Raw genomic sequence first — 25,490 nt, forward strand, 5'->3', positions numbered from 1 at the left:
TTTTTTGCGTGCCCGGCGTCCAAATTGCCGACCTCAGCCGCCAACCGGAACGATCCTACGTGAGCTTCAGACAGCCCTTACTCGCTTCACTGATACTCGCCTCGTTCCTCAGCGGCTGCGCCAGCCTCGATGTGCCGCGCGAACCAAGCCAGGCCCTGCCGGCGTCGGACTCCAGCTTCGGCCGCTCGATCCAGGCTCAGGCCGCACCCTACAAAGGGCAGTCGGGGTTTCGCCTGCTCTCCGACAGTGGTGAGGCCTTCACCGCCCGGGCCGAGCTGATTCGCCATGCCCAGGTCAGCCTCGATTTGCAGTACTACATCGTCCACGACGGCATCAGCACGCGAATGCTGGTGGAGGAAGTACTCAAGGCTGCCGACCGTGGCGTGCGCGTGCGCATCCTGCTCGACGACACCACCAGCGACGGCCTCGACCAGATCATCGCGACGCTGGCGGCACATCCGCAGATCCAGATTCGTTTGTTCAATCCGTTGCACCTGGGGCGCAGCACCGGCGTAACGCGCGCGGCCGGGCGACTGTTCAATCTGTCCGTGCAGCATCGGCGCATGCACAACAAGTTGTGGCTGGCGGACAACAGCGCGGCCATCGTCGGCGGGCGCAATCTGGGCGATGAATATTTCGACGCCGAACCCAACCTGAATTTCACCGACATCGACATGCTCAGCATCGGCCCGGTGGCCGAACAGCTCGGACACAGTTTCGACCAGTACTGGAACAGCGCGCTGAGCAAGCCGATCGACGAATTCCTCTCCAGCCAGCCGACCGCCGCCGACCTGCAAAACACGCGCACGCGCCTGGAAGAATCGCTGGAAGAAACCCGCAAGCAGAACCACGCGCTCTATCAACAGTTGATGAAGTTCACCACCGATCCGCGCATGGACATCTGGCGAAAGGAGCTGATCTGGGCCTGGAACCAGGCCTTGTGGGACGCGCCGAGCAAGGTGCTGTCCAAGGGCGAACCGGATCCGCATCTGCTGCTGACCACGCAACTGGCACCGGAGCTGACCGGCGTCAGCAAAGAGCTGATCATGATTTCCGCCTACTTTGTGCCCGGCCAGCCGGGGCTGGTCTACCTGACCGGGCGCGCCGATGCCGGGGTCTCCGTGAGCCTGCTGACCAATTCACTGGAGGCCACTGACGTGCCGGCGGTGCATGGTGGTTACGCGCCTTATCGCAAGGCGTTGCTTGAACACGGGGTGAAACTCTATGAACTGCGCCGCCAGCCTGGGGATAACTATGGCAGCGGGCCGCGGGTGTTCTACAGCAAGTCGTTTCGCGGTTCGGATTCGAGTTTGCACAGCAAGGCGATGATCTTCGACCGGCGCAAATCGTTTATCGGTTCGTTCAACTTCGACCCGCGCTCGGTGCTGTGGAACACCGAAGTCGGCGTGCTCGTCGACAGCCCGGAACTGGCCGAGCATGTGCGCGCACTGGCATTGCAAGGCATGGCGCCGACCTTGAGTTATCAGGCGAAACTCGAGGACGGCAAGGTCGTCTGGGTCACCGAGGACAACGGCCAGATGCACACTCTGACCAAGGAGCCGGGGAGCTGGTGGCGGCGCTTCAACTCGTGGTTCAGCACCAGCGTCGGCCTGGAGCGGATGCTGTAAAAAACAAAGATCGCAGCCTTCGGCAGCTCCTACAGTCGGAAATGCGTTTGCCCTGTAGGAGCTGCCGAAGGCTGCGATCTTTTGATCTCAAGCAGTCTGGACCTTGCCGAAGGCGCCTTGGCGCAACAACAAAAGCACCAGACCAAACGCCCCAGCCGCCATCAACAGCGGCAACGCATGACCATTGACCCACTGACTGCCCGCCCCTGCCGCCAACGGCCCGACCAGACAACCGACACCCCACAACTGCGCGATATGCGCATTGGCGCGAACCAGCGCATCGTCTCGATAACGCTCGCCAATCAGAATCAGCGACAGGGTGAACAAGCCGCCGGCACTGGCACCGAACAGCACCCACAGCGGCCAGATCAGCAGCGTGTCGAGCAACATCGGAATGGCCAGACTCGACAGCATCAATACCACCGCGCACCCGGCGAACAGCGTGCGCCGCGACAGGTAATCGGCCAACGCGCCGATCGGCAATTGCAGCAGCGCATCGCCGACCACCACGGTGCTGACCATGGCCAGCGCGATTTCGGCGGTGAACCCTTGTTGCAGGCAGTACACCGGCAGCAGCGTCAGAATCATCGCCTCGAACGCGGCGAACAACGACACCGCCCAGGCAATCGCCGGCAACTCACGGGCGAAGCCCCATAGATCGCCAAACGTGACGCTGTTGGCCTCACTGCTTGGCGCACCGCTGCGCCCCAGCAGCAGAAGGGGCGAGAGCGTGAGCAGGCCGACCCCGACCCAGAAACCGTAATCATGCTCGGTACCGAGCGCCCCCAGCAGCAACGGACCGGACAGTTGGCTCAGCGCATAGCTGCTGCCATACAGCGCTACCAGACGCCCGCGCCACTGCTCGACCACCAATTGATTGATCCAGCTCTCGCCGAGGATGAACACGATGGTCAGGATCACCCCGATCAGCAGGCGCAGCAGCAACCAGATCGGATAACTCGGCAACAGCGCCAGCAGGCCGATCGACAATGCCCCGGCCCACAGGCACAGACGCATCAGGTTCGCCGTGCCGAAATACGCGGCGAGATGGCTGGAAATCTTCGCCCCCAGCAGCACGCCGATTGCCGGCATGGCTGCCATCACACCGATGGCGAACGAGCCGTAGCCCCAGCCCTCCAGACGCAACGACACCAGCGGCATGCTGACCCCCAGGGCCAGGCCGACACTCAAGACAGACGCCAACACGGCGAAATACGTCGCCCACCGCATGTTCCACGCTCCTGTGGATATTTTTATATGCACCACAAAATCACTGTGGGAGCGAGCCCCCGTGGCGAGGGGATTTATCCCCGTTGGGTCGCGCAGCGGCCCCAAAACCTGCAACCACGATGTACCAGGTACACCGCGCGCAATGGTTTAGCGACTGCTTCGCAGCCGAACGGGGATAAATCCCCTCTCCACAGAGGCTCGCTCCCACAGGGGATCTCTGTTTGGTCTGGAAGCCCGGAGTGAGCGGGCTCCCTTCAGCGGCTTACAGCTTGATCCACGTCGCCTTCAACTCGGTGTACTTGTCGAAGGCATGCAGCGATTTGTCGCGACCGTTGCCCGACTGTTTGAAGCCACCGAACGGCGCGGTCATGTCGCCGCCATCGTACTGGTTGACCCACACGCTACCGGCGCGCAAGGCCTTGGCGGTCAGGTGCGCCTTGGAGATGTCCTGGGTCCACACCGCTGCGGCCAGACCGTATGGCGTGTCGTTGGCAATCTGGATGGCTTCTTCGGCGCTGTCGAAAGCGATCACCGACAACACCGGGCCGAAAATCTCTTCCTGGGCAATCTTCATCGCGTTGCTCACATCATCGAAAATGGTCGGCTCAACGTAAGTGCCGCCGGTCTCCTGGAGGATGCGCTTGCCGCCGGCGACCAGTTTGGCGCCATCGCTATGGCCGGATTCGATGTACGACAGCACGGTGTTCATCTGCTGGGTATCGACCAGCGCACCGACGTTGGTCGCCGGGTCCAGCGGATTGCCCGGCTTCCAGGCTTTCAGCGCCTCGATCACCATTGGCAGGAATTTGTCCTTGATCGAACGCTCGACCAGCAGACGCGAACCGGCGGTGCAGACTTCGCCCTGGTTGAAGGCGATGGCGCTGGCGGCGGATTCAGCGGCGGCCTGCAGATCCGGCGCATCGGCGAAGACGATGTTCGGGCTCTTGCCGCCGGCTTCCAGCCAGACGCGCTTCATGTTCGATTCGCCGGCATAGACCATGAGTTGCTTGGCAATCTTGGTCGAACCGGTGAACACCAGCGTGTCGACGTCATTGTGCAGACCCAGCGCCTTGCCGACGGTGTGGCCATAGCCCGGCAGCACGTTGAGCACGCCTTTCGGAATCCCGGCTTCAATGGCCAGCGCAGCGATGCGGATGGCAGTCAGCGGCGACTTTTCCGACGGCTTGAGGATCACCGAGTTACCGGTCGACAGCGCCGGGCCGAGCTTCCAGCAAGCCATCATCAGCGGGAAGTTCCACGGCACGATAGCGCCAACCACGCCCACCGGCTCACGGGTCACCAGACCTAGTTGGTCATGCGGGGTGGCGGCAACTTCGTCGTAGATCTTGTCGATCGCTTCGCCGCTCCAGCTCAACGCCTGCGCCGCGCCCGGTACGTCGATGTACAGCGAATCGCTGATCGGCTTGCCCATGTCGAGGGTTTCCAGCAGCGCCAGTTCTTCGGCATGCTGTTTCAGCAGGCTGGCGAAGCGGATCATGGTGGCTTTGCGTTTGGTCGGCGCCAGGCGCGACCAGACGCCGGAATTGAAAGTAGCGCGGGCGTTTTCTACAGCACGGTCGGCGTCGGCGGCGTCACAGCTGGCGATCTTGCCGAGCAGGCGGCCATCGACCGGGCTGATGCATTCGAAGGTTTCGCCGGAGACGGCGTCGGTGTATTCGCCATTCAGGAAAGCGCGGCCTTCGATTTTCAGATCGCGGGCGCGTTGTTCCCAGTCGGCACGAGTCAGGGTGGTCATTCGGGTGTCCTCCTCTTATTGAATACGAGCACCGCAAGCGCTGCGGCGCTGTTCAAGAATTCTGCCCGGCCAGCCTGCACTTTCGGCCCGAGGCACCCGCCACCCTAAACCAGCGACCGGGTTTGTTTCAATATATTTGACATAAGCTGGCCATACGGCCTTGCGGTGTTCATTTTAATAAACATAGACTTTGGCCCATCCCAGCCAATGCGCCGTCACTAGCGGAGAAAACAACAATGAACATCCAGAACGTCGTCGATATCAGCCTCGCCAGCAGCGAAGCCGAGCGCTATCGGCCGGACCCGGCGAAAGTGCTAAAGGGCGATCCTGAGCAGGCGGTGTTTCATCAATACGAAAGCCCTTGTGGGCAAATGGGCGTGGGTGTGTGGGAAGGCGCGGTAGGTCAGTGGACGGTGAATTACACTGAGCATGAGTACTGCGAGATTCTGCAGGGGGTTTCGGTATTGCGTGACAGCGATGGCAATGCCAAGACCTTGCGCGTTGGTGATCGCTTCGTGATCCCGGCAGGGTTTCGCGGAACCTGGGAAGTGCTGGAGGCTTGCCGCAAGGTTTATGTGATCTTTGAACAGAAGGCTTGAGTCTTTGCGCTGATTCCACCGGCCTCTTCGCGAGCAGGCTCGCTCCCACATTCGAACGTATTCCATTGTGGGAGCGCAGGACAGGCAACACCAAATGCAAGGCAAACAAAAAAGGCCCGTATCTCACGATACGGGCCTTTTTCGCAGTCAGGAAAAATCAATTACTTGATTTTGCCTTCCTTGTACATCACGTGCTTGCGAACAACCGGATCATATTTCTTGATCTCGATTTTGTCCGGGGTAGTACGCTTGTTCTTGTCGGTAGTGTAGAAGTGACCAGTACCGGCGCTCGAGATCAAACGAATCAATTCACGCATGATTAGCTCCCTTAAATCTTGCCATCGCGGCGAAGTTCGGCGAGCACGACAGTGATGCCACGCTTGTCGATGATACGCATGCCTTTGGCAGATACGCGCAGACGCACAAAACGTTTCTCTTCTTCAACCCAGAAGCGGTGATGCTGCAGGTTCGGCAGGAAACGACGACGGGTTTTGTTGTTTGCGTGGGAAATGTTATTCCCAGTCACCGGACCCTTACCGGTAACTTGACATACTCTCGACATGCCTCAGCCCTCTAAAACCACATGCCCAACCCGGCATGGGTTGGCCGCTTAATCTCTCAGTCATTTGGCGCCAGGCGCCGCGTTTCTTTAGAGGTCTTACCGGCTACACCTACAGTGAAGGAACCGGGCCCCTAGAAAAGAGCGCTGCTTTATACCAGAAAGACCGGGGTGCCACAACAATCGGTGTGCAATCAATCGGCAAAAGGGCGATTTTTTCCGCCGCAGACGCCTTGGACAAAGGCTGCGGCCAGTTTTGACCACTCGTCGCAGAAATCCCGCCCTACAGCCGATTCAGACTTTTCATCTGGCTGCCCACGTTCGAAACCGCGCAAGAGTGCGCCTGAAAATGCAAAAAGGGGATAGTCATTTGCAATTCAGAGCTCTAGGGTAGGACTTTTCCAGACTGCACTTGCAGATGGGCCTTCGATCTGTAAAGGAAACCGACCATGCGCCTCGCTGCCCTACCCCTGTTACTCGCTCCGCTGTTGCTGAGCCCCCTCGCCCAGGCCGCCGCGTTGAGCGTGTGTACCGAGGCCAGTCCCGAAGGGTTCGACGTGGTGCAGTACAACTCGCTGACCACCACCAATGCTTCGGCTGACGTACTGATGAACCGCTTGGTGGATTTCGACACCGCCAGTGGCAAGGTCATCCCGAGCCTTGCCGACAGCTGGGAAGTCAGCACCGACGGCCTGACCTACGTGTTCAAACTGCACCCGCAGGTGAAATTTCACACAACCGACTACTTCAAGCCGAGCCGCGAGCTGAGTGCCGAGGACGTCAAATTCAGCTTCGACCGCATGCTTGACCCGGCCAACCCGTGGCACAAGGTCGCCCAGAGCGGCTTCCCCCATGCGCAGTCGATGCAACTGCCGACCCTGATCAAGAAGATCGACGCCCTCGACCCGCTGACCGTGCGTTTTACCCTCGACCATCCGGATTCGACCTTCCTCGCCACGCTGAGCATGGGTTTCGCTTCAATCTATTCCGCCGAATATGCCGACAAACTGATGAAGGCCGGCGCCACTGACAAACTCAACAGCCAGCCGATCGGCACCGGCCCGTTCGTGTTCAATCGCTTCCAGAAAGACGCGGCGATTCGCTACAAGGCCAATCCGGACTATTTCCGTGGCAAGCCTGCGGTCGACCCGTTGATCTTCGCCATCACGCCGGACGCCAACGTGCGCCTGCAAAAGCTGCGACGCAATGAATGCCAGATCGCCCTGTCGCCAAAACCACTGGACGTACAGGCTGCGCTGAAGGAGCCGACGCTGAAAGTCGAAAAGACTGACGCGTTCATGACCGCTTTCGTGGGCATCAACAGCCAGCATCCGCCACTGGACAAACCGGAAGTGCGCCAGGCGATCAACCTCGCTTTCGACAAGGCCAACTACATCAAAGCCGTGTTCGAAGACACCGCCGAAGCGGCCAACGGCCCGTACCCGCCGAACACCTGGAGCTATGCCAAGAACCTGCCGGGCTATCCACACGACGTGGCCAAAGCCAAGGCGCTGCTGGCCAAGGCCGGCTTGAAGGATGGCTTCCAGACCACAATCTGGACGCGTCCATCAGGCAGCCTGCTCAACCCGAACCCAAGTCTCGGCGCGCAGATGCTGCAGTCGGATCTGGCCGAGATCGGCATCCAGGCGGAGATCCGTGTGATCGAGTGGGGCGAACTGATTCGCCGCGCCAAGGCCGGCGAACACGACCTGCTGTTCATGGGCTGGGCCGGCGACAACGGCGACCCGGACAACTTCCTCACCCCGCAGTTTTCCTGCGCGGCGGTGAAATCCGGGACCAACTTTGCGCGGTACTGCAACGCCGATCTGGACAAGCTGATCAGCGCCGGCAAGACCACCAGCGAGCAAGGCGTGCGCACCAAGCTGTATGAACAGGCACAGGCGCAGATCCAGCAGCAGGCGTTGTGGCTGCCACTGGCGCACCCGACGGCCTACGCTTTGACGCGCAAGGATGTTCAGGGTTATTCCGTCAGCCCGTTCGGCCGGCAGGATTATTCCAAGACCAGCCTCAAGCCCTAAGCGGCAAGCGGCAAGCTAGAGCACTCCGCGCGCAGCTCCAGCATGCCGCTCGCAGCTAGAGGCTTGCCGCTGCTCTTTTACATCCAGCCACACTCCGCCATCGACAGCGGTTCGCCGTCTCCGACGATGAAGTGATCGAGCACTCGCACGTCAATCAGCTCCAGCGCTTTCTGCAGGCGTTTGGTCAGCAGCCGATCGGCCTGACTCGGATCGGTGTTGCCGGACGGATGGTTGTGACACAGGATCACCGCTGCGGCGTTATTGGCCAGCGCGCGCTTCACCACCTCCCGAGGATGCACGCTGGTGTTGTCGATCGAGCCGCGAAACAGCGCCTCGAAATTCAGCACCTGATGCTTTGAATCGAGAAACAGGCAGCCGAACACCTCGTGCGGCTCATGCCGCAGCATCGCCTTGAGGTAATCGCGGACGACCTGGGGGTTCTCCAGTGCCGGCTTCTGTCGTGAGCGCTCGGCCAGATGGCGCTTGCTCATTTCCTGCGCGGCTTGCAGCTGGGCGAACTTGGCGGGGCCGAGGCCCATTTGTTTGCTGAATGCGTCCTGATCGGCCTCAAGCAGTAAACGCAGGCCACCGAATTGCGTCAGCAGATGTCTGGCAAGGTCGACTGCGCTTTTTCCGGGCAATCCGGTGCGCAGAAAAATCGCCAACAGCTCAGCGTCCGAAAGACTCCCTGCGCCGTGTTCCAACAGCCTTTCCCGCGGCCGTTCCGCCGCCGGCCAATCGCGAATACTCATAGCACCTCCTTGTCTGTGGGCGCCGCTGTTCCGTAGCGGTCGCTGTGATATCGTAGCCCATCTTTTTGGCGGTCGATTCAACCCTGGGGAGGGGCATCGCACCGCAGTCATCAACGAAATGAAAGGCAGACCTATGCAGCGGCTGTATCGGAAACGCATCGTTCTGGGCGTCGGCGGCGGCATTGCGGCCTACAAGAGCGCCGATCTGGTTCGCCGCCTGATCGACCAGGGTGCCGAAGTGCGCGTGGTCATGACCCATGGCGGCGCCGAATTCATTACCCCGCTGACCATGCAGGCCCTGTCGGGCCACCCGGTTCACCTCGACTTGCTCGACCCTGCCGCCGAAGCCGCCATGGGCCATATCGAGCTGGCGAAATGGGCCGATCTGGTACTGATCGCCCCGGCCACCGCCGACCTGATCGCCCGCCTGGCCCAAGGCATTGCCAACGATCTGCTGACCACGCTGGTGCTGGCCACCGACGCTGTGGTTGCTGTCGCGCCAGCGATGAACCAGGCGATGTGGCGCGACCCGGCGACCCAGGCCAACCTGCAACTGTTGGAGAGCCGTGGCCTGAAGACTTTCGGCCCGGCCTCGGGCAGCCAGGCCTGCGGCGACGTCGGCATGGGCCGCATGATGGAAGCCACCGATCTGGCGCTGCTCGCCGCCGATTGCTTCCAGCGCCAGGCCCTGACCGGCAAGCATGTGGTGATCACCGCCGGCCCGACTCAGGAAAACATCGACCCGGTGCGCTACATCACCAACCACAGCTCCGGCAAAATGGGTTTTGCCCTCGCCGAAGCAGCCGTGGAAGCCGGCGCCCGTGTCACTTTGATCAGCGGCCCGGTGCACTTGCCGACGCCTGATCGCGTGACGCGGATCGATGTGGTCAGCGCCCGCGACATGCTCGCCGCCTGCGAATCGGCCATGCCTTGCGACGTGTTCATCTCGTCGGCAGCGGTGGCGGACTACCGCCCGGAAGTAGTAGCTCCGCATAAACTCAAGAAAGATCCTACGAGCGGTGACGGCTTCGTCCTGCAAATGGTGCGCAACCCGGACATCCTTGCCACCATCGCGACCCGTCCCGACCGTCCGTTCAGTGTCGGCTTCGCCGCCGAAACCGAACACCTGCTCGACTACGCTGCACGCAAGCTAAAGGACAAGAATCTCGATCTGATTGTCGCCAACGACGTCGCCAACCCGAGCATCGGTTTCAACAGCGAAGAAAACGCCTGCAGCGTCATCGACCGTGAGCTGCACGCCACGGTTTTCGCCCAGACCAGCAAGAGCAAGATCGCTCGCCAACTGGTCACTTTAATCGCCGAACGTCTGAACCAGGTTTAACTTACATGCACGCTTTGCAAGCCAAGATCCTCGATCCACGCATCGGCACCGAATTCCCGCTGCCGCAATACGCCACGCCGGGCTCCGCCGGCCTCGACCTGCGCGCCATGCTGGAACAGGACATCGTGATCAAGCCGGGTGAAACCGTGCTGATCCCCACCGGCCTGTCGGTGTACATCGGCGACCCGAATCTCGCCGCACTGATCCTGCCGCGCTCGGGCATGGGCCACAAACACGGCATCGTGCTGGGCAATCTGGTCGGCCTGATCGACTCCGATTACCAGGGCCCGCTGATGGTTTCCTGCTGGAACCGCGGCCAGAGCGACTTCACCATGACCGTCGGCGAACGCCTGGCGCAATTGGTGCTGGTACCGGTAGTGCAAGCACATTTCGAAATGGTTGAAGAGTTTGTCGAGACCGAGCGCGGTACCGGCGGCTTTGGCCACACTGGCACCAAATAACCGGATAGAAATTATGGTGGTGAGGGGATTTATCCCCTCACCACAAAAAATGCGCTACATCGGCAGCAGGTTTTAACACCGTAAATCAAGGTTTTGCCGGCCCAAAGCCACGCCAGCCGGGGCGTCATGGCCCTTTCATGGCACGAACTCTCTGTGGAAAACGCCGTCATACCCTTCAGTTTGAGCCTGCCGTCGAATCATTCGTCGGTCTGTCCCGCCCTTTTCGAGATGGAGCATGTCCACAGATGAGCACCCCCGCCAAGATCGCCCCGAAGCTGCCTGACAGTATTTTCCGCGCCTACGACATTCGTGGCACCGTGCCGGAATTCCTCAACGGCGAAACCGCCTACTGGATCGGCCGTGCCATCGGCTCGCAGAGCCTGGCCCAGGGCGAACCGAATGTGTCGGTCGGTCGCGACGGCCGCTTGTCCGGCCCGGAGCTGGTCGCGGAACTCATTCGCGGCATCGCCGAGAGCGGCTGCCACGTCAGCGATGTCGGCCTGGTGCCAACGCCAGCGCTGTACTACGCGGCCAACGTACTGGCCGGCAAGTCCGGGGTGATGCTCACCGGTAGCCACAATCCGTCGAACTACAACGGTTTCAAAATCGTCATCGCCGGCGACACCCTCGCCAACGAGCAGATTCAGGTGCTCCACGAGCGCATCAAGAACAACGACCTGAGCACTGGCCAGGGCAGCGTCACTCAGGTCGAAATCCTCGACCGCTACAACACCGAAATCGTTCAGGACATCAAACTGGCCCGCCGCCTGAAAGTCGTGGTCGACTGCGGCAACGGCGCGGCCGGCGTGATCGCCCCGCAACTGATCGAAGCGCTGAACTGCGAAGTCATCCCGCTGTTCTGCGAAGTCGACGGCAACTTCCCTAACCATCACCCGGATCCGGGCAAACCGGAAAACCTTGTCGACCTGATCGCCAAGGTCAAGGAAACCAACGCCGATATCGGCCTGGCCTTCGACGGTGACGGCGACCGCGTCGGCGTGGTGACCAACACCGGCAGTATCGTCTACCCGGACCGTCTGCTGATGCTGTTCGCTCGCGACGTAGTGGCGCGCAACCCGGACGCGGAAATCATCTTCGACGTCAAATGCACTCGCCGTTTGGTGCCGCTGATCAAGGAATACGGCGGTCGGCCGCTAATGTGGAAGACCGGTCACTCGTTGATCAAAAAGAAAATGAAACAATCCGGCGCGCTGTTGGCCGGCGAAATGAGCGGACACATCTTCTTCAAGGAGCGCTGGTTCGGTTTTGACGACGGCATCTACAGCGCCGCACGTCTGCTGGAGATTCTCAGCAAGGAAAAATCCACTGCGGAAGAGCTGTTTGCGACCTTCCCGAACGATATTTCCACGCCGGAAATCAATATCCATGTGACCGAAGAGAGCAAATTCAGCATCATTGATGCACTGCACGATGCTCAGTGGGGCGAAGGCGCCGACCTGACCACCATCGACGGCGTGCGGGTCGATTACGCCAAAGGCTGGGGCCTGGTGCGCGCGTCCAACACCACACCGGTGCTGGTGCTGCGCTTCGAGGCCGATGACGAGGCTGAATTGCAGCGCATCAAGGATGTGTTCCACGCCCAACTGAAACGCGTTGCACCTGATCTCCAACTACCGTTCTGATCCACCCGGAGCCCTGAATGACCCTCGAACGCGAAGCCGCCGCCAACACTGCCAAGGTCCTGTCCGAAGCGCTGCCTTACATCCGACGCTATGTCGGCAAGACCCTGGTGATCAAATACGGCGGCAACGCGATGGAAAGCGAGGAGCTGAAAACCGGCTTCGCCCGCGACATCGTGCTGATGAAAGCCGTGGGCATCAACCCGGTGGTCGTGCACGGTGGCGGCCCGCAGATCGGTGACCTGCTCAAGCGCCTGTCGATCGAAAGCCATTTCGTCGACGGCATGCGCGTCACCGACGCGGCGACCATGGACGTGGTGGAAATGGTCCTTGGCGGTCAGGTCAACAAAAGCATCGTCAACCTGATCAACCGCCATGGCGGCAGCGCCATCGGCCTGACCGGTAAAGATGCCGGGCTGATCCGGGCGAAAAAGCTCACCGTCTCCCGTCAGACCCCGGAGATGACCCAGCCGGAAATCATCGACATCGGCCACGTTGGCGAAGTCGTCGGCATCAACACCGAGCTGTTGAATCTGCTGGTCAAAGGCAACTTCATCCCGGTCATCGCACCGATTGGCGTCGGTGAGAACGGCGAGTCGTACAACATCAACGCCGATCTGGTGGCGGGCAAGGTTGCCGAAGCGCTGAAAGCTGAAAAGCTGATGCTGCTGACCAACATTGCCGGCCTGATGGACAAGTCGGGCACCGTGTTGACCGGCCTGAGCACGCAGCAGGTCGACGACCTGATCGCTGACGGCACGATCTACGGCGGCATGCTGCCGAAGATCCGCTGCGCACTGGAAGCGGTTCAGGGTGGGGTTGGCAGTTCGTTGATCATCGACGGTCGTGTGCCGAACGCGATCCTGCTGGAAATCTTCACTGATACCGGTGTGGGCACGCTGATCAGTAATCGCAAGCGTCCTTGATGGCTGATCGCTGAAAGCAAAAGATCGCAGCCTTCAACAGCTCCTACAGGGATTTCGCACACGCGAGAATCCGCTTTTGTAGGAACTGACGAAGGCTGCGATCTTTTTATGCGCGCAGGAAAAGCCTGACTCCACACAGCGAAACGTCCGACATCCCTTCAGAATAAATCTCCATAGGATCTTCCTCTCATCCAACGGAGATTTACTCATGCAGAAAGATTACGTTCCCTACGGCAGCGATGTTTCAGCAGGCACCTACGAATGCGTGGACTGCGGTCATCGTTATTCCAATCAAGCCAAGACTTCAATGCCGCCCTGCCCGCAGTTTCGCAAAACGGCGCATGTCCTGAACGGGTGGAAAACCCTCACCGGCCAGGGTGACGCCCCACAAGATCCATACCCGGAAAAATCCGAAAAGCCGGCTGCCAGCAAAAAATAATTCCGGAGCGCTTGAGCCATGCAGATCTCGTTCACGATCGACGCCGATGCTTTCGAGCAGGAACAAAAGGAACCGGTAAAAAAGACCTTGCGCATCGGCGACGCTGAAATCGCCCATGCGCTGGAGCGCATCGCCAAGGCCAGCCTGACCGAATACCTGAAAATGCTGGTCGAGGGCGGCATGCCCAGCCGGGCCGACGAAGCCAAGCAGGATCGCCTGCTGTATCTGATTCAGAGTTACTTCGGGCAAACCCTGCCGACCGAATCGCAGATCTCGACGATCTTTCAACTGACCCAGAGTCAAAGCAAAACCCTGCTGAAAAACACCGTTTCGCGTTTTCGCAATCAGCTCGACGACATCCTGCAGCACAGCATGCGCGCAGTGATCGAGTCCGCCGAACATGCGCAAAACGTGTTTCTGGTGGTGATCAGCTCGGACGTGATTCGCGATGAGTTGAACATGCTCATCACCCAAAACGAGCCAACCTTCAAACCCATCACCAAACGCAAGGGCAGCGCCGGGCAGTTCGAGATCAGCGAAGATTCCCACGCATTGCTCTGTGCAACGTTGGGTCTGAATGCCGTTCAGTGACATCGTCGCGGTCAGTGGCTTGCTGCTGACCCTGACCACGTTCATGTTCAATCTGGCGTGGCCGGCGCTCAATGAAGCATTGGCTGAGGATGAGTTTCAAAAGGGTTCGCAGGGCCGCAAGCGCAGTCGAGACAAGGTGATGGCTGCTTTCTACTGGCGAGCATTGCCATTGACGTGCGCTTTCGTGGCGCTGTTTTACGTTAACTTGCCGGCAGCAGTCGGGATCATGCGCAGCAGCACGCTGGACCTTTGGGATTTCGATGTGGATCGCACGTTATACGTGATGGTGGTGGTTGCGCTGCTGGTGTTTGCGCTAGTGAACGCTGCATTGGCGCTGAGACTGCTGATGAAATGGCGAAATCTGCGTTGATCGCCAACAAAAAAAGACCCGGTTCAGCCTGCCTGAACCGGGTCTTTTTTCTGTGGGAGCGAGCCTGCTCGCGAACGCCTAATGTGCCTCACATCGCTGACAGGTGACGGCCATTCGCGAGCAGGCTCGCTCCCATATTGGTCACACGCCAAACTGCGCGCGGTACGCTTCCACGGCTGGCAAATGCTGTTTGAGCTGCGGATCGTCGGCGAGGAACTCCAGCACCTGATTCAGCGAGACAATGCTGATTACCGGGATGCCGAAGTCGCGCTCGACTTCCTGAATTGCCGACAACTCGCCGTTGCCACGCTCCTGACGGTTCAGTGCGATCAGCACACCGGCGGCCTTGGCGCCGTCCTGGGAAGCGATGATCTGCATCACTTCACGAATCGCGGTGCCGGCGGTGATTACGTCGTCGATGATCAAGACTTCGCCAGTCAGCGGTGCGCCAACCAGGCTGCCGCCCTCGCCGTGGGCCTTGGCTTCCTTGCGGTTGAAGCACCATGGCAGGTCACGGTCGTGATGTTCGGCCAGCGCAACGGCGGTCGTGGCCGCCAGCGGAATGCCTTTATAAGCCGGGCCAAACAGGACGTCGAAGGAGATGCCGCTCTCGGCGATGGCGGCGGCGTAGAAACGCCCCAGCTGGGCCAAGGCCGAACCCGAGTTGAACAGGCCGGCGTTGAAGAAGTAGGGACTGGTGCGCCCGGACTTCAGGGTGAACTCACCGAAGCGCAAAACGCCGCGATCGATGGCAAAACGAATGAAATCGCGCTGATACGCTTGCATGAAAAAAACCCCAAATACCACGGATTTAGCTAATTAGCTTGACGCCGTGTATCATACACGCACGCGATTTTTGGGGCCATTTATGCGGATCATCAGTGTGAACGTCAATGGTATTCAGGCGGCAGTCGAGCGCGGTTTGCTCAGTTGGCTGCAAGCCCAGAATGCCGACGTCATCTGCCTGCAGGACACCCGTGCCTCCGCCTTTGAACTGGATGACCCAGCCTTCCAACTGGATGGCTACTTCCTTTATGCCTGCGATGCTGAAGTCCCTGCCCAAGGCGGCGTGGCTTTGTATTCGCGGTTGCAACCGAAGGCTGTCATCAGCGGTCTCGGTTTCGAGACGGCCGACCGCTACGGGCGCTACCTGCAAGCAGATTTCGACAAAGTCAGTATTGCCACCTTGCTGTTTCCTTCGGGGATGAACGGCGATGAAGACTTGAACCAGAAGTTCAAGCTCATGGACGATTTCGGCAAGTACCTGGACAAACAGCGACGCAAACGTCGCGAGTACATTTATTGTGGCTCGCTGTACGTCGCGCAGCAGAAGCTCGACATCAAGAACTGGCGCGACAGCCAGCAATCTCCAGGCTTCCTGGCGCCGGAACGCGCCTGGATGGACGAGATTGTCGGCAACATGGGCTATGTCGATGCGCTGCGCGAAGTCAGCCGCGAAGGCGACCAGTACAGCTGGTGGCCGGATAACGAACAGGCCGAGATGCTCAATCTGGGCTGGCGTTTCGATTATCAGATCCTGACCCCGGGCCTGCGTCGCTCGGTGCGCAGTGCACGCCTGCCGCGTCAGCCACGGTTTTCGCAGCACGCGCCGTTGATCGTCGACTACGACTGGACGCTGACCATCTAAGCGTCCTATCGCAGCCAAAGAAAATGCCCGCATCGTGAGATGCGGGCATTTTTTATGCGCCGTGCTTTCTAGACGGCAGCGAAGAATGGCAAGGTCAGGTACAGCTTGATCACAATGACGTTGACGATATCGATGAAGAACGCTCCTACCATCGGCACTACCAGAAACGCGATCTGCGATGGCCCATAGCGCTGCGTCACCGCTTGCATGTTGGCAATGGCCGTAGGCGTGGCGCCCAGACCGAAGCCGCAATGTCCCGCAGCCAGCACTGCGGCATCGTAGTTGCTGCCCATCACCCGGAACGTCACGAAAATCGCGAACAGCGCCATGACCAGCGCCTGCACGGCCAGGATGATGAAGATCGGCAATGCCAGCGCCGCCAGATCCCAAAGCTTCAGCGACATCAAAGCGATTGCCAGAAACAGCGAGAGGCTGACATTGCCGAGCACGGAAACTTCGCGCTCGAATACCTGATACAAGCCAAGCGCTGACAGACTGTTGCGCAACACCACGCCAACAAACAGCACGCAAACAAACGTCGGCAGTTCGAACGCAGTGCCATGCAGCAAACCATTCAAAAGATTGCCAGCGAGCAGGCTGACGGCAATCAGCGCCAGCGTCTCGACGAACGAAAACGGCGTGATCGAACGTTCCTTGTTCGGCTGTTCAAAACCTCTTGGCAGTCGCGGCGCTTGTTGCGGATTGCAACCTGGCACTTGCACGCGCTTGATCAGCAACCGGGCAACGGGCCCACCGATCAGACCACCCAGCACCAGACCGAACGTCGCTGAGGCCAGCGCCAGTTCCGAAGCCGAGGCCAGGCCATATTTCTCGCTGAATACCGCGCCCCATGCGGCGCCAGTACCGTGGCCGCCGGCCAATGTGATCGAACCCGTCAGCAAGCCCATCAAAGGATCGAGTCCGAGCAAGGTTGCCAATCCGATGCCCATGGCGTTCTGCACCACCAGCAAGCCAATGACCGCCAGCAGGAAGATGCCGACGACGCGCCCGCCCTTTTTCAGGCTGGCAAGGTCGGCACTCAAGCCAATCGTGGCAAAGAACGCCAACATCAACGGTGTTTGCAATGATGTATCGAAGCGGACTTCTATATCGAAAGTGCGCAATATCAACAGGAGCACGGCAACCACCAGGCCGCCCGCTACCGGCTCAGGAATATTGTAACTTCGCAGAAAGCCGACACGCGTAACAAGCCCGCGTCCGAGCAGTAGTACTAAAGAAGCGGCCACGAGCGTGCCGTAGAAATCGAGCTCAATCATGTGGATTATTCTTGGCTAAGTATTCACGAGGCGAGCGTTTACCTGGGCTCGACGGGTGAACCGGCTGATTTTATCAACACTGATTACTGGGGAATTCAAGTGCCATCGATGGCTTGAACATATCGAAATGTTTCAATCGAAACATTGCATCGGGCAACTTTAACAACCCGCTCGCGTCAATAACAAGAACGGGGATAAGCACTTGCTCGATCAGTTGTGACCAAAGATGTAATGGAGAAATATCAATAAATAAATGCCAAACCGCACATCGACAACAGACTAGTCCTACAACACAAACCAATTATTGAGTTGCACAAATAAAAATGCCCCGATAAGCCGGGGCATTTCCATATTGCGATACAACAGACTGTTACTTGATCAGTCGCCAAGTGAACGGATATCTGTACGGGAAACCTTCGTTGGCTTTGACCCCTGCAATGATCGTCAGGACCAGTGCCGCGATTGCCAGCAAGCCAAACAGGAAGAAACCGATGATCAGCAGCATGAGCAGGAAGCAGATCATTGAGGCTATCGCCACCGTGATCTGAAAATTCAGTGCTTCTTTGCCCTGTGCATCGATGAACGGGTCCTTCTCGCGCTTCATCTGCCAAAGGATCAGCGGCCCGATCAGATTGCCGAACGGAATCCAGATCCCCAGCAAGGCGGACAAGTGACAGAACATCGCCCACTGGCGAACCTCCTGGCTCGGTTTGGGCAGCAACTCTTGCTCGTCACTCATCACGTCCTCCTTGTGGTCAAAATCTCAGTCGGCCAGCGCAGCCTTCTGCAATTCGAAGATTTCGTTCATGCCCTGCTTGGCCAGTTCCAGCATGGCATTGAGCTCATCAGGCTGGAACGGCGCGCCTTCAGCGGTGCCCTGCACTTCGATGAAGCCGCCGGTGCTGGTCATCACCACGTTCAGGTCGGTTTCAGCTGCAGAATCTTCAAGATAGTCCAGATCCAGCACCGGCTCGCCCTGGTACATGCCGACCGAGACCGCACCGATCATCTGCTTGAGCGGGTCACCGCCTTTCAGGCCGCCGCGCTTCTTGATCACTTTCAGGGCATCGACCAGCGCAACCATGCCGCCGGTGATGGACGCGGTGCGAGTACCGCCATCGGCCTGGATCACGTCGCAATCGACGTACAGGGTCACGTCGCCGAGCTTGGACATATCCAGTGCCGCGCGCAGGGAGCGGCCGATCAGGCGCTGGATTTCCAGAGTACGACCGCCTTGCTTGCCACGGCTGGCTTCACGCTGGTTACGCTCGCCGGTGGCGCGCGGCAGCATGCCGTACTCGGCAGTCAACCAGCCCTGGCCCTGACCTTTGAGGAAACGCGGCACGCCATTTTCGACGCTGACGGTGCAGATGACTTTGGTATCACCGAATTCGACCAGTACGGATCCCTCGGCGTGTTTGGTGTAGTTGCGGGTGATGCGGATCGAGCGGAGCTGATCGGCAGCGCGACCACTTGGACGTTTCATAGGGATACCTGTACTGAGGACGGAAAACTGCCGAGCATTATAGAGCGCTGCACCGCGAGTGGGCACTGGTTAAAACCGCCGGCCGACGACCGAAGCCCCTCAAGCGCGCATAACCGACGGGCTGCAGCGCTTTGTCACACCGTGTGTTTGGGCGCATTCGCCGCACTGCGCTACAATCCTGCGCCTTTGCTGCCAGTCGGCTTAAATTCATTGAAATCGCGCCTGCGAAACAGCGTTTCGCGCCGATCTGCATTGCGAGGTCACCGCCATGGTGCACAGCATGACCGCCTTCGCCCGCGTCGAGAAAGCCGGCGTTCAGGGCACCCTGAGCTGGGAACTGCGCTCGGTCAACAGCCGCTATCTGGAACCGCACCTGCGCTTGCCCGAATCGTTCCGCGATCTCGAAGGCGCCGTGCGTGAAGCGCTGCGTCAGGGCCTGTCGCGGGGCAAACTGGAATGCACGCTGCGCTTCACCGAAGAAAGCACCGGCAAACCGTTGCAAGTGGACCGCGAGCGCGCCGCGCAACTGGTGGCCGCTGCGGAAACCGTTGCCGGGCTGATCAAGAATCCTGCTGCGCTGAATCCGCTGGAAGTGCTGGCCTGGCCCGGCGTGCTGGTGGCCGATGCGACCGACCCGCAAGCGCTGAACGCCGAAGCGCTGGCGCTGTTCAATCAGGGCTTGAAGGATCTGAAGGCTGGCCGCGAGCGCGAAGGCGCGGAGCTGGCTCGCTTGATCAATGACCGCCTGACGTCCATCGAAGAAGACGTCGTGACCCTGCGTGAACTGGTGCCGCAGATGCTCGCCACCCAGCGCCAGAAGGTCCTCGATCGCTTCGCCGACATGAAGGCCGAGCTCGACCCGCAGCGTCTGGAACAGGAAATGGTCATCCTCGCGCAAAAAAGCGACGTGGCCGAAGAACTGGATCGCCTGAGCACCCACATCATCGAAGTTCGCCGGGTGCTCAAGTCCGGTGGTGCCGCCGGGCGGCGTTTGGACTTCCTGATGCAGGAGCTCAACCGCGAAGCCAACACACTGGGCTCCAAAGCCTTCGACCCGCGCAGCACCCAGGCCGCCGTCAACCTCAAGGTGTTGATCGAGCAGATGCGCGAACAAGTGCAGAATATTGAGTAAGGCTACCCTGACATGACCCAACACACCGGCACCCTGTACATCATTTCCGCGCCATCGGGCGCGGGCAAGAGCAGTCTGGTCAAGGCGTTGACCGACGCCGATCCGGAGATTCGCGTTTCCGTTTCGCACACCACCCGCGCCATGCGCCCGGGCGAAGTGGATGGCGTGAACTACCACTTCGTGACCCGCGAAGAGTTCGTGAAGATGGGCGAGCACGGCGACTTCCTTGAGCGCGCCGAAGTCTTCGGCAACTTCTACGGCACCTCGCAAAGCCGTTTGCAACAGACCCTGGACGAAGGTCACGACCTGATTCTGGAAATCGACTGGCAAGGCGCCGAGCAAGTGCGCAAGCTGATGCCGCAGGCGCGCTCGATCTTCATTCTGCCGCCATCGCTGCAAGCCCTGCACCAGCGCCTGACCAACCGTGGCCAGGACAGCGACGAGATCATCGACGGCCGCATGCGCGAAGCGGTCAGCGAGATGAGCCATTACGTCGATTACGATTACCTGATCATCAACGACGATTTCGCCCATGCGCTGGACGATCTGAAAGCGATTTTCCGCGCCAATCAGCTGCAACAGAAACGCCAGCAAGTGCGTTTCGGCAAATTGCTGGCTGAATTGCTCGGCTGAAACAACACTTCCCAAAATGCCTGCAAGCGCTTTACATTGGTGCTTGCAGCGCGTTGAAGGGTCTGGTCAAAAAATCAGCGCTTCCCTAATCGCTGGTGATTTTTTAAACTGCTCAGTCCGCTCGCCCAACCGGGCAGCGCGCATATTGCATTCGCTCCGAGGAATACCATGGCCCGCGTAACCGTTGAAGACTGCCTAGAACACGTGGAAAACCGCTTTGAGCTGGTCATGCTCTCTACCAAGCGTGCCCGTCAACTGGCCACCGGCGGCAAAGAGCCATTGGTGCAGTGGGAAAACGACAAGCCGACCGTTGTCGCGCTGCGTGAAATTGCTGAAGGCCTGATGAGCTACGAGTTCATCGCCGAGCAGGAAATCGTCCAGGATGAACCGCTGTTCGCAGCGTTCGAGGACGAGTCGAACGAGGCCGTCTAAGCCTATGCCTGGTCGACGTAGCACGGCGCGGGGTCACAGCGTTCGGCAGGAATCATCATGCCGAGCATAGACGCCCTCGCCGATCGCTTATCGACCTACCTCGGCAACGACCAGGTCAACCTGGTCCGCCGAGCGTATTTCTACGCCGAACAAGCCCATGACGGTCAACGCCGTCGCAGTGGTGAGGCGTACGTCACGCATCCTCTTGCCGTGGCCAATATTCTTGCCGACATGCACATGGACCATCAGAGCCTGATGGCCGCGATGCTGCATGACGTGATCGAAGACACCGGTATCGCCAAGGAAGCGCTGCAAGCGCAGTTCGGTGAAACCGTGGCCGAACTGGTCGACGGGGTCAGCAAACTGACCCAGATGAATTTCGAGACCAAGGCCGAAGCGCAGGCGGAAAACTTCCAGAAAATGGCCATGGCGATGGCGCGCGACATCCGGGTGATCCTGGTCAAGCTCGCCGACCGTCTGCACAACATGCGCACGCTGGAAGTGCTGTCCGGCGAAAAGCGCCGGCGCATCGCCAAGGAAACCCTCGAGATCTACGCACCCATCGCCAACCGGCTGGGCATGCACGCGATCCGCATCGAATTCGAAGACCTCGGCTTCAAGGCCATGCACCCGATGCGTTCCGCGCGGATCTACCAGGCGGTCAAGCGCGCCCGGGGCAACCGCAAGGAAATCGTCAACAAGATCGAAGAATCCCTTGGTCACTGCCTCGCCATCGACGGCATCCAGGGCGAAGTCAGCGGTCGGCAGAAACACCTCTACGGCATCTACAAGAAAATGCGCGGCAAGCGTCGGGCCTTCAACGAGATCATGGACGTCTACGCGTTCCGGATCATCGTCGACAAGGTCGATACCTGCTACCGCGTATTGGGTGCTGTGCATAATTTGTACAAACCGTTGCCAGGGCGCTTCAAGGATTACATCGCGATCCCCAAGGCCAACGGCTATCAGTCGCTGCACACCACGTTGTTCGGCATGCACGGTGTACCGATCGAGATCCAGATCCGCACCCGCGAAATGGAAGAGATGGCCAACAACGGCATCGCCGCCCATTGGCTGTACAAATCCAGCGGCGACGAGCAGCCGAAAGGCACGCACGCCCGCGCCCGCCAGTGGGTCAAAGGCGTGCTGGAAATGCAGCAACGCGCCGGCAACTCGCTGGAATTCATCGAAAGCGTGAAGATCGACCTGTTCCCGGACGAGGTCTACGTGTTCACGCCCAAAGGCCGGATCATGGAGCTGCCAAAAGGCTCCACGGCAGTCGACTTTGCTTACGCAGTGCACACCGATGTCGGCAACAGCTGCATCGCCTGCCGCATCAATCGTCGTCTCGCGCCGCTGTCCGAACCGCTGCAAAGCGGCTCCACGGTCGAAATCGTCAGCGCCCCCGGCGCACGGCCAAATCCGGCGTGGCTCAACTTCGTCGTTACCGGCAAGGCGCGCACGCACATTCGTCATGCGCTGAAGCTACAACGCCGCTCCGAGTCCATCAGCCTCGGCGAACGCCTGCTGAACAAGGTGCTCAACGGTTTCGACAGCTCCCTGGAGAAGATCCCGGCAGAGCGCGTCAAGGCAATGCTTACCGAGTACCGCCTCGAACTGATCGAAGACCTGCTCGAAGACATTGGCCTGGGCAACCGCATGGCCTACGTGGTCGCCCGTCGCCTGCTTGGCGAAGGCGAGCAACTGCCGAGCCCGGAAGGTCCGCTGGCGATTCGCGGTACCGAAGGCCTGGTGCTCAGCTACGCCAAGTGCTGCACGCCGATCCCCGGCGACCCGATCGTCGGGCACCTGTCGGCGGGCAAAGGCATGGTCGTGCACCTGGACAACTGCCGCAACATCAGCGAAATCAGGCATAACCCGGAAAAGTGCATCCAGCTCTCGTGGGCCAAGGATGTCACTGGCGAATTCAACGTCGAGCTGCGGGTCGAGCTGGAACATCAGCGCGGCCTGATCGCCCTGCTGGCCAGCAGCGTCAACGCGGCCGACGGCAACATCGAGAAAATCAGCATGGACGAACGCGATGGTCGCATCAGCGTCGTGCAGTTGGTGGTCAGCGTTCACGACCGTGTGCACCTGGCCCGCGTGATCAAGAAACTGCGCGCCTTGACCGGGGTGATCCGCATCACCCGCATGCGTGCATAACCTGCCTATTACAAGGAGTCCTACATGACCAAAACCGTCATCACCAGCGACAAGGCCCCGGCCGCCATCGGCACTTACTCCCAGGCGATCAAGGCAGGCAACACCGTTTACATGTCGGGCCAGATTCCTCTGGACCCGAAAACCATGGAACTGGTTGAGGGCTTCGAAGCCCAGACCGTCCAGGTCTTCGAGAACCTCAAAGCCGTGGCCGAAGCCGCCGGCGGTTCGTTCAAGGACATCGTCAAACTGAACATCTTCCTCACCGACCTGAGCCACTTCGCCAAGGTCAACGAGATCATGGGCAAGTACTTCGACCAGCCATACCCTGCCCGCGCCGCCATTGGCGTGGCCGCCCTGCCGAAGGGTGCGCAGGTTGAAATGGATGCCATTCTGGTCATCGAGTGATGCGCACGGCGCGGCCTCCACGCCGCGCCGACTGCTGCAAGAAAAGGTTTTGAAAGGATTCCACCATGCGCAAAGCGCTAGCTCTCTCGCTGCTCGCCCTGTTTCTCGGCGGCTGCGCCAGCGACCCTGCCGACCGTGACATCAGCGGCACCTGGATCAATCAGGTGGCAATCGATGCCGCCGCCAAGGGCGGCCCCCTGCGTGAAGCGCTGCAGGCTTACGGCCCGAATCTGGAATGGGACGTCAACACCAAGGCCGGTCAGGCCCGCTACACCAACGGTTTTGAGAACGTCGAAGGACGGCTGCTGGGCGAAGAGTCCGGCGCCTGGAAAGTCGACTTCTACGGCAGCTCCGCGAGCGAACTGAAACGCGATGGCGGGCGCCTGCAACAAGCTGCCAGCGACAACGAACCCGAACAACTCTTCGATCGCGCACAGATCCCCGTGCCCGAAGGCGCGCCAATCGGTGCCAGCTTCGAACGCGCTCTGTATTCAGCGTATTTGGGCGGCAACTGGACCATCGCCAGCGGCCAGGGTGAAGGCGGCACTGTGCAGTTTCAGGCAGACGGCCAGGTAACCGGCCTGCCGGGCGTTGACCGTTATGCCTTGTGCCTGGCCGGCGATTGCGCATCGATGAGCAATGGCAACGACAGCATGTGGCTGCAACTCAATGGCCAGGGCAACAACTGGATCTTTGTGCGCAAGGGCAAGGAGCTGGAGATTCTGCAGGCAGTGAACGCTGCGCTAGCGGATGAGCAACCGCAGTTTGCCGCAGGTGAGCGCAAGTGGTTGCTGGAGAAACAGTAACCTGCCTCCGAAATCTCAGAAGATCAAATGTGGGAGCGAGCCTGCTCGCGAACGCGGTGGGTCAGTCAAACTGATAATGACTGACATACCGCATTCGCGAGCAGGCTCGCTCCCACAGTGGTTTTTGTGTTGCTGGAAATTCAGCACTTACCTTCAAGGATCGCTGCATAGCCTTCGCGGTAGCTGGGATATTTCGGCACCCAGCCCAACGCTTTCGCCCGCGCATTGCTGCAACGCTTGCTGCCAGTGCGCCGCACGCTGGCGTCTTCGGCCCATTCAGTCACGCCCAGATACTCGCGCAACCAGCCCACCACCTCAGCCAACGGCGCCGGCGCGTCATCCACACCGATATAGAGCTGGTCCAGCTTGACGCCCTCGCGGTCTTTTTCCAGCAAGAACGCCAGCAGCCCCGCTGCATCATCGGCATGAATCCGATTGCCATACAGCGGCGGCTCGACTGCCACGCGATACCCGCGACGCACCTGAGTCAGCAGCCACTCGCGGCCCGGGCCGTAAATGCCGGTCAGGCGCAGCACACTTGCCGGGATGCCGCTATTGAGCGCGACCTGCTCGGCTTCGAGCATCAAGCGACCTGAATATCCGGCCGCGACCGTCTCGGAGGTCTCATCCACCCATGCTCCATCCTGCTGGCCGTACACGCTGCTGCTCGACACGAAGATCAGCCGCTCAGGCACTTGCCCATAGTCGTCCAGCCAGCTCAGCACGTTGTGCAATCCTTGCACGTAGGCCTTACGGTAGCCCTCTTCATCGTGGTCGGTGGCCGCAGCGCAATACACCAGATAATCCACGGCACCCACCGGCCAGGTCGCCGGGCATTCTTCGTTGAACAGATCGCCGGCGACGCCGATGACACCCTCCGGCAGCTTGGAAACGTCGCGGCGCAGGCCATGGACTTGCCAGCCAGCCGCCAGCAATTGCGTGGCCAGACGACTGCCGACATCACCACAACCGGCAATCAAAACAGAAGGCGCGGACATCAGAAAACTCCCATCGGAAAGGCACAGACTAGCTCTGGCACAGGACGAACGGCTAGCAATGAAGGAAAAAAAGTTACTCTATTACTTTTGTTAACAAGAATTACTTGCAATAATGCACGCCACTTTTGTTCTCGGCCTCACGAGGCCTGGAAGAGCAACAACGTTTTTCTATCTCAGG

26 protein-coding genes and 1 pseudogene are annotated in these 25,490 nt (G+C 59.7%); 17 read left to right on the plus strand and 10 right to left on the minus strand.

Annotated elements, in window-relative coordinates; genetic code table 11:
- The first annotated feature begins 59 nt into the window (after nucleotides 1–59).
- Nucleotides 60–1,628, plus strand: coding sequence for a phospholipase D family protein (locus J5M66_RS02015; RefSeq protein ID WP_016772558.1), 1,569 nt, complete (start codon nucleotides 60–62; stop codon nucleotides 1,626–1,628).
- Nucleotides 1,629–1,715: 87 nt separating this feature from the next.
- Here J5M66_RS02015 and J5M66_RS02020 read toward each other — a convergent pair whose 3' ends face one another.
- The gene (locus tag J5M66_RS02020; RefSeq protein WP_207807568.1) at nucleotides 1,716–2,858 is read right to left on the minus strand and encodes an MFS transporter; all 1,143 of its coding nucleotides are present in this window, start codon (nucleotides 2,856–2,858) and stop codon (nucleotides 1,716–1,718) included.
- 262 nt (nucleotides 2,859–3,120) lie between these two features.
- Nucleotides 3,121–4,614, minus strand: a complete 1,494-nt coding sequence (locus J5M66_RS02025) for an aldehyde dehydrogenase (protein ID WP_207807569.1) — start codon at nucleotides 4,612–4,614, stop codon at nucleotides 3,121–3,123.
- A gap of 236 nt (nucleotides 4,615–4,850) precedes the next feature.
- Here J5M66_RS02025 and J5M66_RS02030 point away from each other — a divergent pair, with 236 nt between their 5' ends.
- A complete protein-coding gene (locus tag J5M66_RS02030) occupies nucleotides 4,851–5,213 on the plus strand; it encodes a cupin domain-containing protein (protein ID WP_071172114.1) in 363 nt (120 codons plus the stop codon).
- A gap of 161 nt (nucleotides 5,214–5,374) precedes the next feature.
- Here the strand turns inward: J5M66_RS02030 and rpmG are convergent, their stop codons facing one another.
- Nucleotides 5,375–5,530 (minus strand): 50S ribosomal protein L33, encoded by a 156-nt coding sequence (gene rpmG / locus J5M66_RS02035; RefSeq protein WP_016772554.1) that lies wholly within the window; start codon nucleotides 5,528–5,530, stop codon nucleotides 5,375–5,377.
- Nucleotides 5,531–5,541: 11 nt separating this feature from the next.
- Nucleotides 5,542–5,775 carry a 50S ribosomal protein L28 gene (gene rpmB / locus J5M66_RS02040; protein WP_007920377.1) on the minus strand — a complete coding sequence of 78 codons (234 nt, stop codon included), beginning with the start codon at nucleotides 5,773–5,775 and terminating at the stop codon, nucleotides 5,542–5,544.
- Nucleotides 5,776–6,221: 446 nt separating this feature from the next.
- On the opposite strand from rpmB, the gene J5M66_RS02045 reads away from it, so the two are divergent.
- A complete protein-coding gene (locus tag J5M66_RS02045; protein WP_123441837.1) occupies nucleotides 6,222–7,811 on the plus strand; it encodes an ABC transporter substrate-binding protein in 1,590 nt (529 codons plus the stop codon).
- Between the two features lie 77 nt (nucleotides 7,812–7,888).
- Here J5M66_RS02045 and radC read toward each other — a convergent pair whose 3' ends face one another.
- Entirely contained in the window at nucleotides 7,889–8,563 is a 675-nt protein-coding gene (radC, locus tag J5M66_RS02050; RefSeq protein WP_016772552.1) for a DNA repair protein RadC, read from the minus strand.
- Nucleotides 8,564–8,696: 133 nt separating this feature from the next.
- Between radC and coaBC the strand changes: the two genes are divergently transcribed.
- The 7 genes and pseudogenes from coaBC to J5M66_RS02085 all read left to right on the plus strand — a co-directional run bounded on the left by coaBC (nucleotide 8,697) and on the right by J5M66_RS02085 (nucleotide 14,332).
- Complete coding sequence (gene coaBC / locus J5M66_RS02055) at nucleotides 8,697–9,905, plus strand: bifunctional phosphopantothenoylcysteine decarboxylase/phosphopantothenate--cysteine ligase CoaBC (RefSeq protein WP_123441838.1); 1,209 nt, start codon at nucleotides 8,697–8,699, stop codon at nucleotides 9,903–9,905.
- A 5-nt stretch (nucleotides 9,906–9,910) separates the two neighbouring features.
- On the plus strand, nucleotides 9,911–10,366 hold the full coding sequence (gene dut, locus J5M66_RS02060) for a dUTP diphosphatase (RefSeq protein ID WP_016772550.1): 456 nt from the start codon (nucleotides 9,911–9,913) through the stop codon (nucleotides 10,364–10,366).
- A 239-nt stretch (nucleotides 10,367–10,605) separates the two neighbouring features.
- Nucleotides 10,606–12,009 (plus strand): annotated as a pseudogene (locus J5M66_RS02065) (phosphomannomutase/phosphoglucomutase); the annotation flags it as partial.
- A 17-nt stretch (nucleotides 12,010–12,026) separates the two neighbouring features.
- Nucleotides 12,027–12,932 (plus strand): acetylglutamate kinase, encoded by a 906-nt coding sequence (argB, locus tag J5M66_RS02070; RefSeq protein WP_016772548.1) that lies wholly within the window; start codon nucleotides 12,027–12,029, stop codon nucleotides 12,930–12,932.
- Between the two features lie 208 nt (nucleotides 12,933–13,140).
- The gene (locus tag J5M66_RS02075) at nucleotides 13,141–13,371 is read left to right on the plus strand and encodes a hypothetical protein (protein WP_016772547.1); all 231 of its coding nucleotides are present in this window, start codon (nucleotides 13,141–13,143) and stop codon (nucleotides 13,369–13,371) included.
- An 18-nt stretch (nucleotides 13,372–13,389) separates the two neighbouring features.
- Entirely contained in the window at nucleotides 13,390–13,962 is a 573-nt protein-coding gene (locus J5M66_RS02080) for a hypothetical protein (RefSeq protein WP_123441840.1), read from the plus strand.
- On the plus strand, nucleotides 13,949–14,332 hold the full coding sequence (locus J5M66_RS02085) for a hypothetical protein (protein ID WP_016772545.1): 384 nt from the start codon (nucleotides 13,949–13,951) through the stop codon (nucleotides 14,330–14,332). Before J5M66_RS02080 ends, J5M66_RS02085 begins: the two co-directional genes overlap by 14 nt.
- 141 nt (nucleotides 14,333–14,473) lie before the next feature.
- Here the strand turns inward: J5M66_RS02085 and pyrE are convergent, their stop codons facing one another.
- Nucleotides 14,474–15,118, minus strand: coding sequence for an orotate phosphoribosyltransferase (gene pyrE, locus J5M66_RS02090; protein WP_027616815.1), 645 nt, complete (start codon nucleotides 15,116–15,118; stop codon nucleotides 14,474–14,476).
- Between the two features lie 82 nt (nucleotides 15,119–15,200).
- On the opposite strand from pyrE, the gene J5M66_RS02095 reads away from it, so the two are divergent.
- On the plus strand, nucleotides 15,201–15,980 hold the full coding sequence (locus tag J5M66_RS02095) for an exodeoxyribonuclease III (protein ID WP_016772543.1): 780 nt from the start codon (nucleotides 15,201–15,203) through the stop codon (nucleotides 15,978–15,980).
- 68 nt (nucleotides 15,981–16,048) lie between these two features.
- Here J5M66_RS02095 and gltS read toward each other — a convergent pair whose 3' ends face one another.
- The 3 genes from gltS to rph all read right to left on the minus strand — a co-directional run bounded on the left by gltS (nucleotide 16,049) and on the right by rph (nucleotide 18,743).
- Entirely contained in the window at nucleotides 16,049–17,257 is a 1,209-nt protein-coding gene (gltS, locus tag J5M66_RS02100) for a sodium/glutamate symporter (RefSeq protein WP_206421384.1), read from the minus strand.
- Nucleotides 17,258–17,627: 370 nt separating this feature from the next.
- Nucleotides 17,628–17,996: a DUF4870 domain-containing protein gene (locus J5M66_RS02105; RefSeq protein ID WP_016772541.1), complete on the minus strand. Its 369-nt coding sequence runs from the start codon at nucleotides 17,994–17,996 to the stop codon at nucleotides 17,628–17,630.
- A 24-nt stretch (nucleotides 17,997–18,020) separates the two neighbouring features.
- Entirely contained in the window at nucleotides 18,021–18,743 is a 723-nt protein-coding gene (gene rph, locus J5M66_RS02110; RefSeq protein ID WP_206421383.1) for a ribonuclease PH, read from the minus strand.
- 268 nt (nucleotides 18,744–19,011) lie between these two features.
- Between rph and J5M66_RS02115 the strand changes: the two genes are divergently transcribed.
- The 6 genes from J5M66_RS02115 to J5M66_RS02140 all read left to right on the plus strand — a co-directional run bounded on the left by J5M66_RS02115 (nucleotide 19,012) and on the right by J5M66_RS02140 (nucleotide 24,314).
- Nucleotides 19,012–19,875: a YicC/YloC family endoribonuclease gene (locus J5M66_RS02115; protein WP_016770639.1), complete on the plus strand. Its 864-nt coding sequence runs from the start codon at nucleotides 19,012–19,014 to the stop codon at nucleotides 19,873–19,875.
- Between the two features lie 12 nt (nucleotides 19,876–19,887).
- The gene (gmk, locus tag J5M66_RS02120) at nucleotides 19,888–20,508 is read left to right on the plus strand and encodes a guanylate kinase (RefSeq protein WP_039757364.1); all 621 of its coding nucleotides are present in this window, start codon (nucleotides 19,888–19,890) and stop codon (nucleotides 20,506–20,508) included.
- 168 nt (nucleotides 20,509–20,676) lie between these two features.
- Entirely contained in the window at nucleotides 20,677–20,940 is a 264-nt protein-coding gene (rpoZ, locus tag J5M66_RS02125; RefSeq protein ID WP_008030604.1) for a DNA-directed RNA polymerase subunit omega, read from the plus strand.
- A 57-nt stretch (nucleotides 20,941–20,997) separates the two neighbouring features.
- Nucleotides 20,998–23,103, plus strand: a complete 2,106-nt coding sequence (gene spoT, locus J5M66_RS02130; protein WP_007920338.1) for a bifunctional GTP diphosphokinase/guanosine-3',5'-bis pyrophosphate 3'-pyrophosphohydrolase — start codon at nucleotides 20,998–21,000, stop codon at nucleotides 23,101–23,103.
- 24 nt (nucleotides 23,104–23,127) lie between these two features.
- Nucleotides 23,128–23,508 (plus strand): RidA family protein, encoded by a 381-nt coding sequence (locus J5M66_RS02135; RefSeq protein WP_014340863.1) that lies wholly within the window; start codon nucleotides 23,128–23,130, stop codon nucleotides 23,506–23,508.
- 65 nt (nucleotides 23,509–23,573) lie between these two features.
- A complete protein-coding gene (locus tag J5M66_RS02140) occupies nucleotides 23,574–24,314 on the plus strand; it encodes a hypothetical protein (RefSeq protein ID WP_125927416.1) in 741 nt (246 codons plus the stop codon).
- 140 nt (nucleotides 24,315–24,454) lie between these two features.
- Here J5M66_RS02140 and J5M66_RS02145 read toward each other — a convergent pair whose 3' ends face one another.
- Nucleotides 24,455–25,312, minus strand: a complete 858-nt coding sequence (locus tag J5M66_RS02145; RefSeq protein ID WP_207807570.1) for an SDR family oxidoreductase — start codon at nucleotides 25,310–25,312, stop codon at nucleotides 24,455–24,457.
- Between the last annotated feature and the right edge of the window lie 178 nt (nucleotides 25,313–25,490).

The organism is Pseudomonas sp. 67(2021) (genome assembly GCF_017491835.1).
Taxonomy (GTDB): domain Bacteria; phylum Pseudomonadota; class Gammaproteobacteria; order Pseudomonadales; family Pseudomonadaceae; genus Aquipseudomonas; species Aquipseudomonas atacamensis.

What these genes read in the sequence shown, in the direction of transcription:
- J5M66_RS02030 (WP_071172114.1), top strand. Translation starts at nt 4,851, where the DNA reads ATGAACATCCAGAACGTCGTCGATATCAGCCTCGCCAGCAGCGAAGCC.
- J5M66_RS02085 (WP_016772545.1), top strand. Translation starts at nt 13,949, where the DNA reads ATGCCGTTCAGTGACATCGTCGCGGTCAGTGGCTTGCTGCTGACCCTG.
- J5M66_RS02135 (WP_014340863.1), top strand. Translation starts at nt 23,128, where the DNA reads ATGACCAAAACCGTCATCACCAGCGACAAGGCCCCGGCCGCCATCGGC.
- J5M66_RS02080 (WP_123441840.1), top strand. Translation starts at nt 13,390, where the DNA reads ATGCAGATCTCGTTCACGATCGACGCCGATGCTTTCGAGCAGGAACAA.
- J5M66_RS02105 (WP_016772541.1), bottom strand. Translation starts at nt 17,996, where the DNA reads ATGAGTGACGAGCAAGAGTTGCTGCCCAAACCGAGCCAGGAGGTTCGC.
- radC (WP_016772552.1), bottom strand. Translation starts at nt 8,563, where the DNA reads ATGAGTATTCGCGATTGGCCGGCGGCGGAACGGCCGCGGGAAAGGCTG.
- J5M66_RS02020 (WP_207807568.1), bottom strand. Translation starts at nt 2,858, where the DNA reads ATGCGGTGGGCGACGTATTTCGCCGTGTTGGCGTCTGTCTTGAGTGTC.
- spoT (WP_007920338.1), top strand. Translation starts at nt 20,998, where the DNA reads ATGCCGAGCATAGACGCCCTCGCCGATCGCTTATCGACCTACCTCGGC.
- coaBC (WP_123441838.1), top strand. Translation starts at nt 8,697, where the DNA reads ATGCAGCGGCTGTATCGGAAACGCATCGTTCTGGGCGTCGGCGGCGGC.
- J5M66_RS02045 (WP_123441837.1), top strand. Translation starts at nt 6,222, where the DNA reads ATGCGCCTCGCTGCCCTACCCCTGTTACTCGCTCCGCTGTTGCTGAGC.
- J5M66_RS02115 (WP_016770639.1), top strand. Translation starts at nt 19,012, where the DNA reads ATGGTGCACAGCATGACCGCCTTCGCCCGCGTCGAGAAAGCCGGCGTT.
- J5M66_RS02145 (WP_207807570.1), bottom strand. Translation starts at nt 25,312, where the DNA reads ATGTCCGCGCCTTCTGTTTTGATTGCCGGTTGTGGTGATGTCGGCAGT.
- gltS (WP_206421384.1), bottom strand. Translation starts at nt 17,257, where the DNA reads ATGATTGAGCTCGATTTCTACGGCACGCTCGTGGCCGCTTCTTTAGTA.
- J5M66_RS02075 (WP_016772547.1), top strand. Translation starts at nt 13,141, where the DNA reads ATGCAGAAAGATTACGTTCCCTACGGCAGCGATGTTTCAGCAGGCACC.
- rph (WP_206421383.1), bottom strand. Translation starts at nt 18,743, where the DNA reads ATGAAACGTCCAAGTGGTCGCGCTGCCGATCAGCTCCGCTCGATCCGC.
- gmk (WP_039757364.1), top strand. Translation starts at nt 19,888, where the DNA reads ATGACCCAACACACCGGCACCCTGTACATCATTTCCGCGCCATCGGGC.
- J5M66_RS02095 (WP_016772543.1), top strand. Translation starts at nt 15,201, where the DNA reads ATGCGGATCATCAGTGTGAACGTCAATGGTATTCAGGCGGCAGTCGAG.
- J5M66_RS02025 (WP_207807569.1), bottom strand. Translation starts at nt 4,614, where the DNA reads ATGACCACCCTGACTCGTGCCGACTGGGAACAACGCGCCCGCGATCTG.
- rpmG (WP_016772554.1), bottom strand. Translation starts at nt 5,530, where the DNA reads ATGCGTGAATTGATTCGTTTGATCTCGAGCGCCGGTACTGGTCACTTC.
- rpoZ (WP_008030604.1), top strand. Translation starts at nt 20,677, where the DNA reads ATGGCCCGCGTAACCGTTGAAGACTGCCTAGAACACGTGGAAAACCGC.
- rpmB (WP_007920377.1), bottom strand. Translation starts at nt 5,775, where the DNA reads ATGTCGAGAGTATGTCAAGTTACCGGTAAGGGTCCGGTGACTGGGAAT.
- dut (WP_016772550.1), top strand. Translation starts at nt 9,911, where the DNA reads ATGCACGCTTTGCAAGCCAAGATCCTCGATCCACGCATCGGCACCGAA.
- pyrE (WP_027616815.1), bottom strand. Translation starts at nt 15,118, where the DNA reads ATGCAAGCGTATCAGCGCGATTTCATTCGTTTTGCCATCGATCGCGGC.
- J5M66_RS02140 (WP_125927416.1), top strand. Translation starts at nt 23,574, where the DNA reads ATGCGCAAAGCGCTAGCTCTCTCGCTGCTCGCCCTGTTTCTCGGCGGC.
- argB (WP_016772548.1), top strand. Translation starts at nt 12,027, where the DNA reads ATGACCCTCGAACGCGAAGCCGCCGCCAACACTGCCAAGGTCCTGTCC.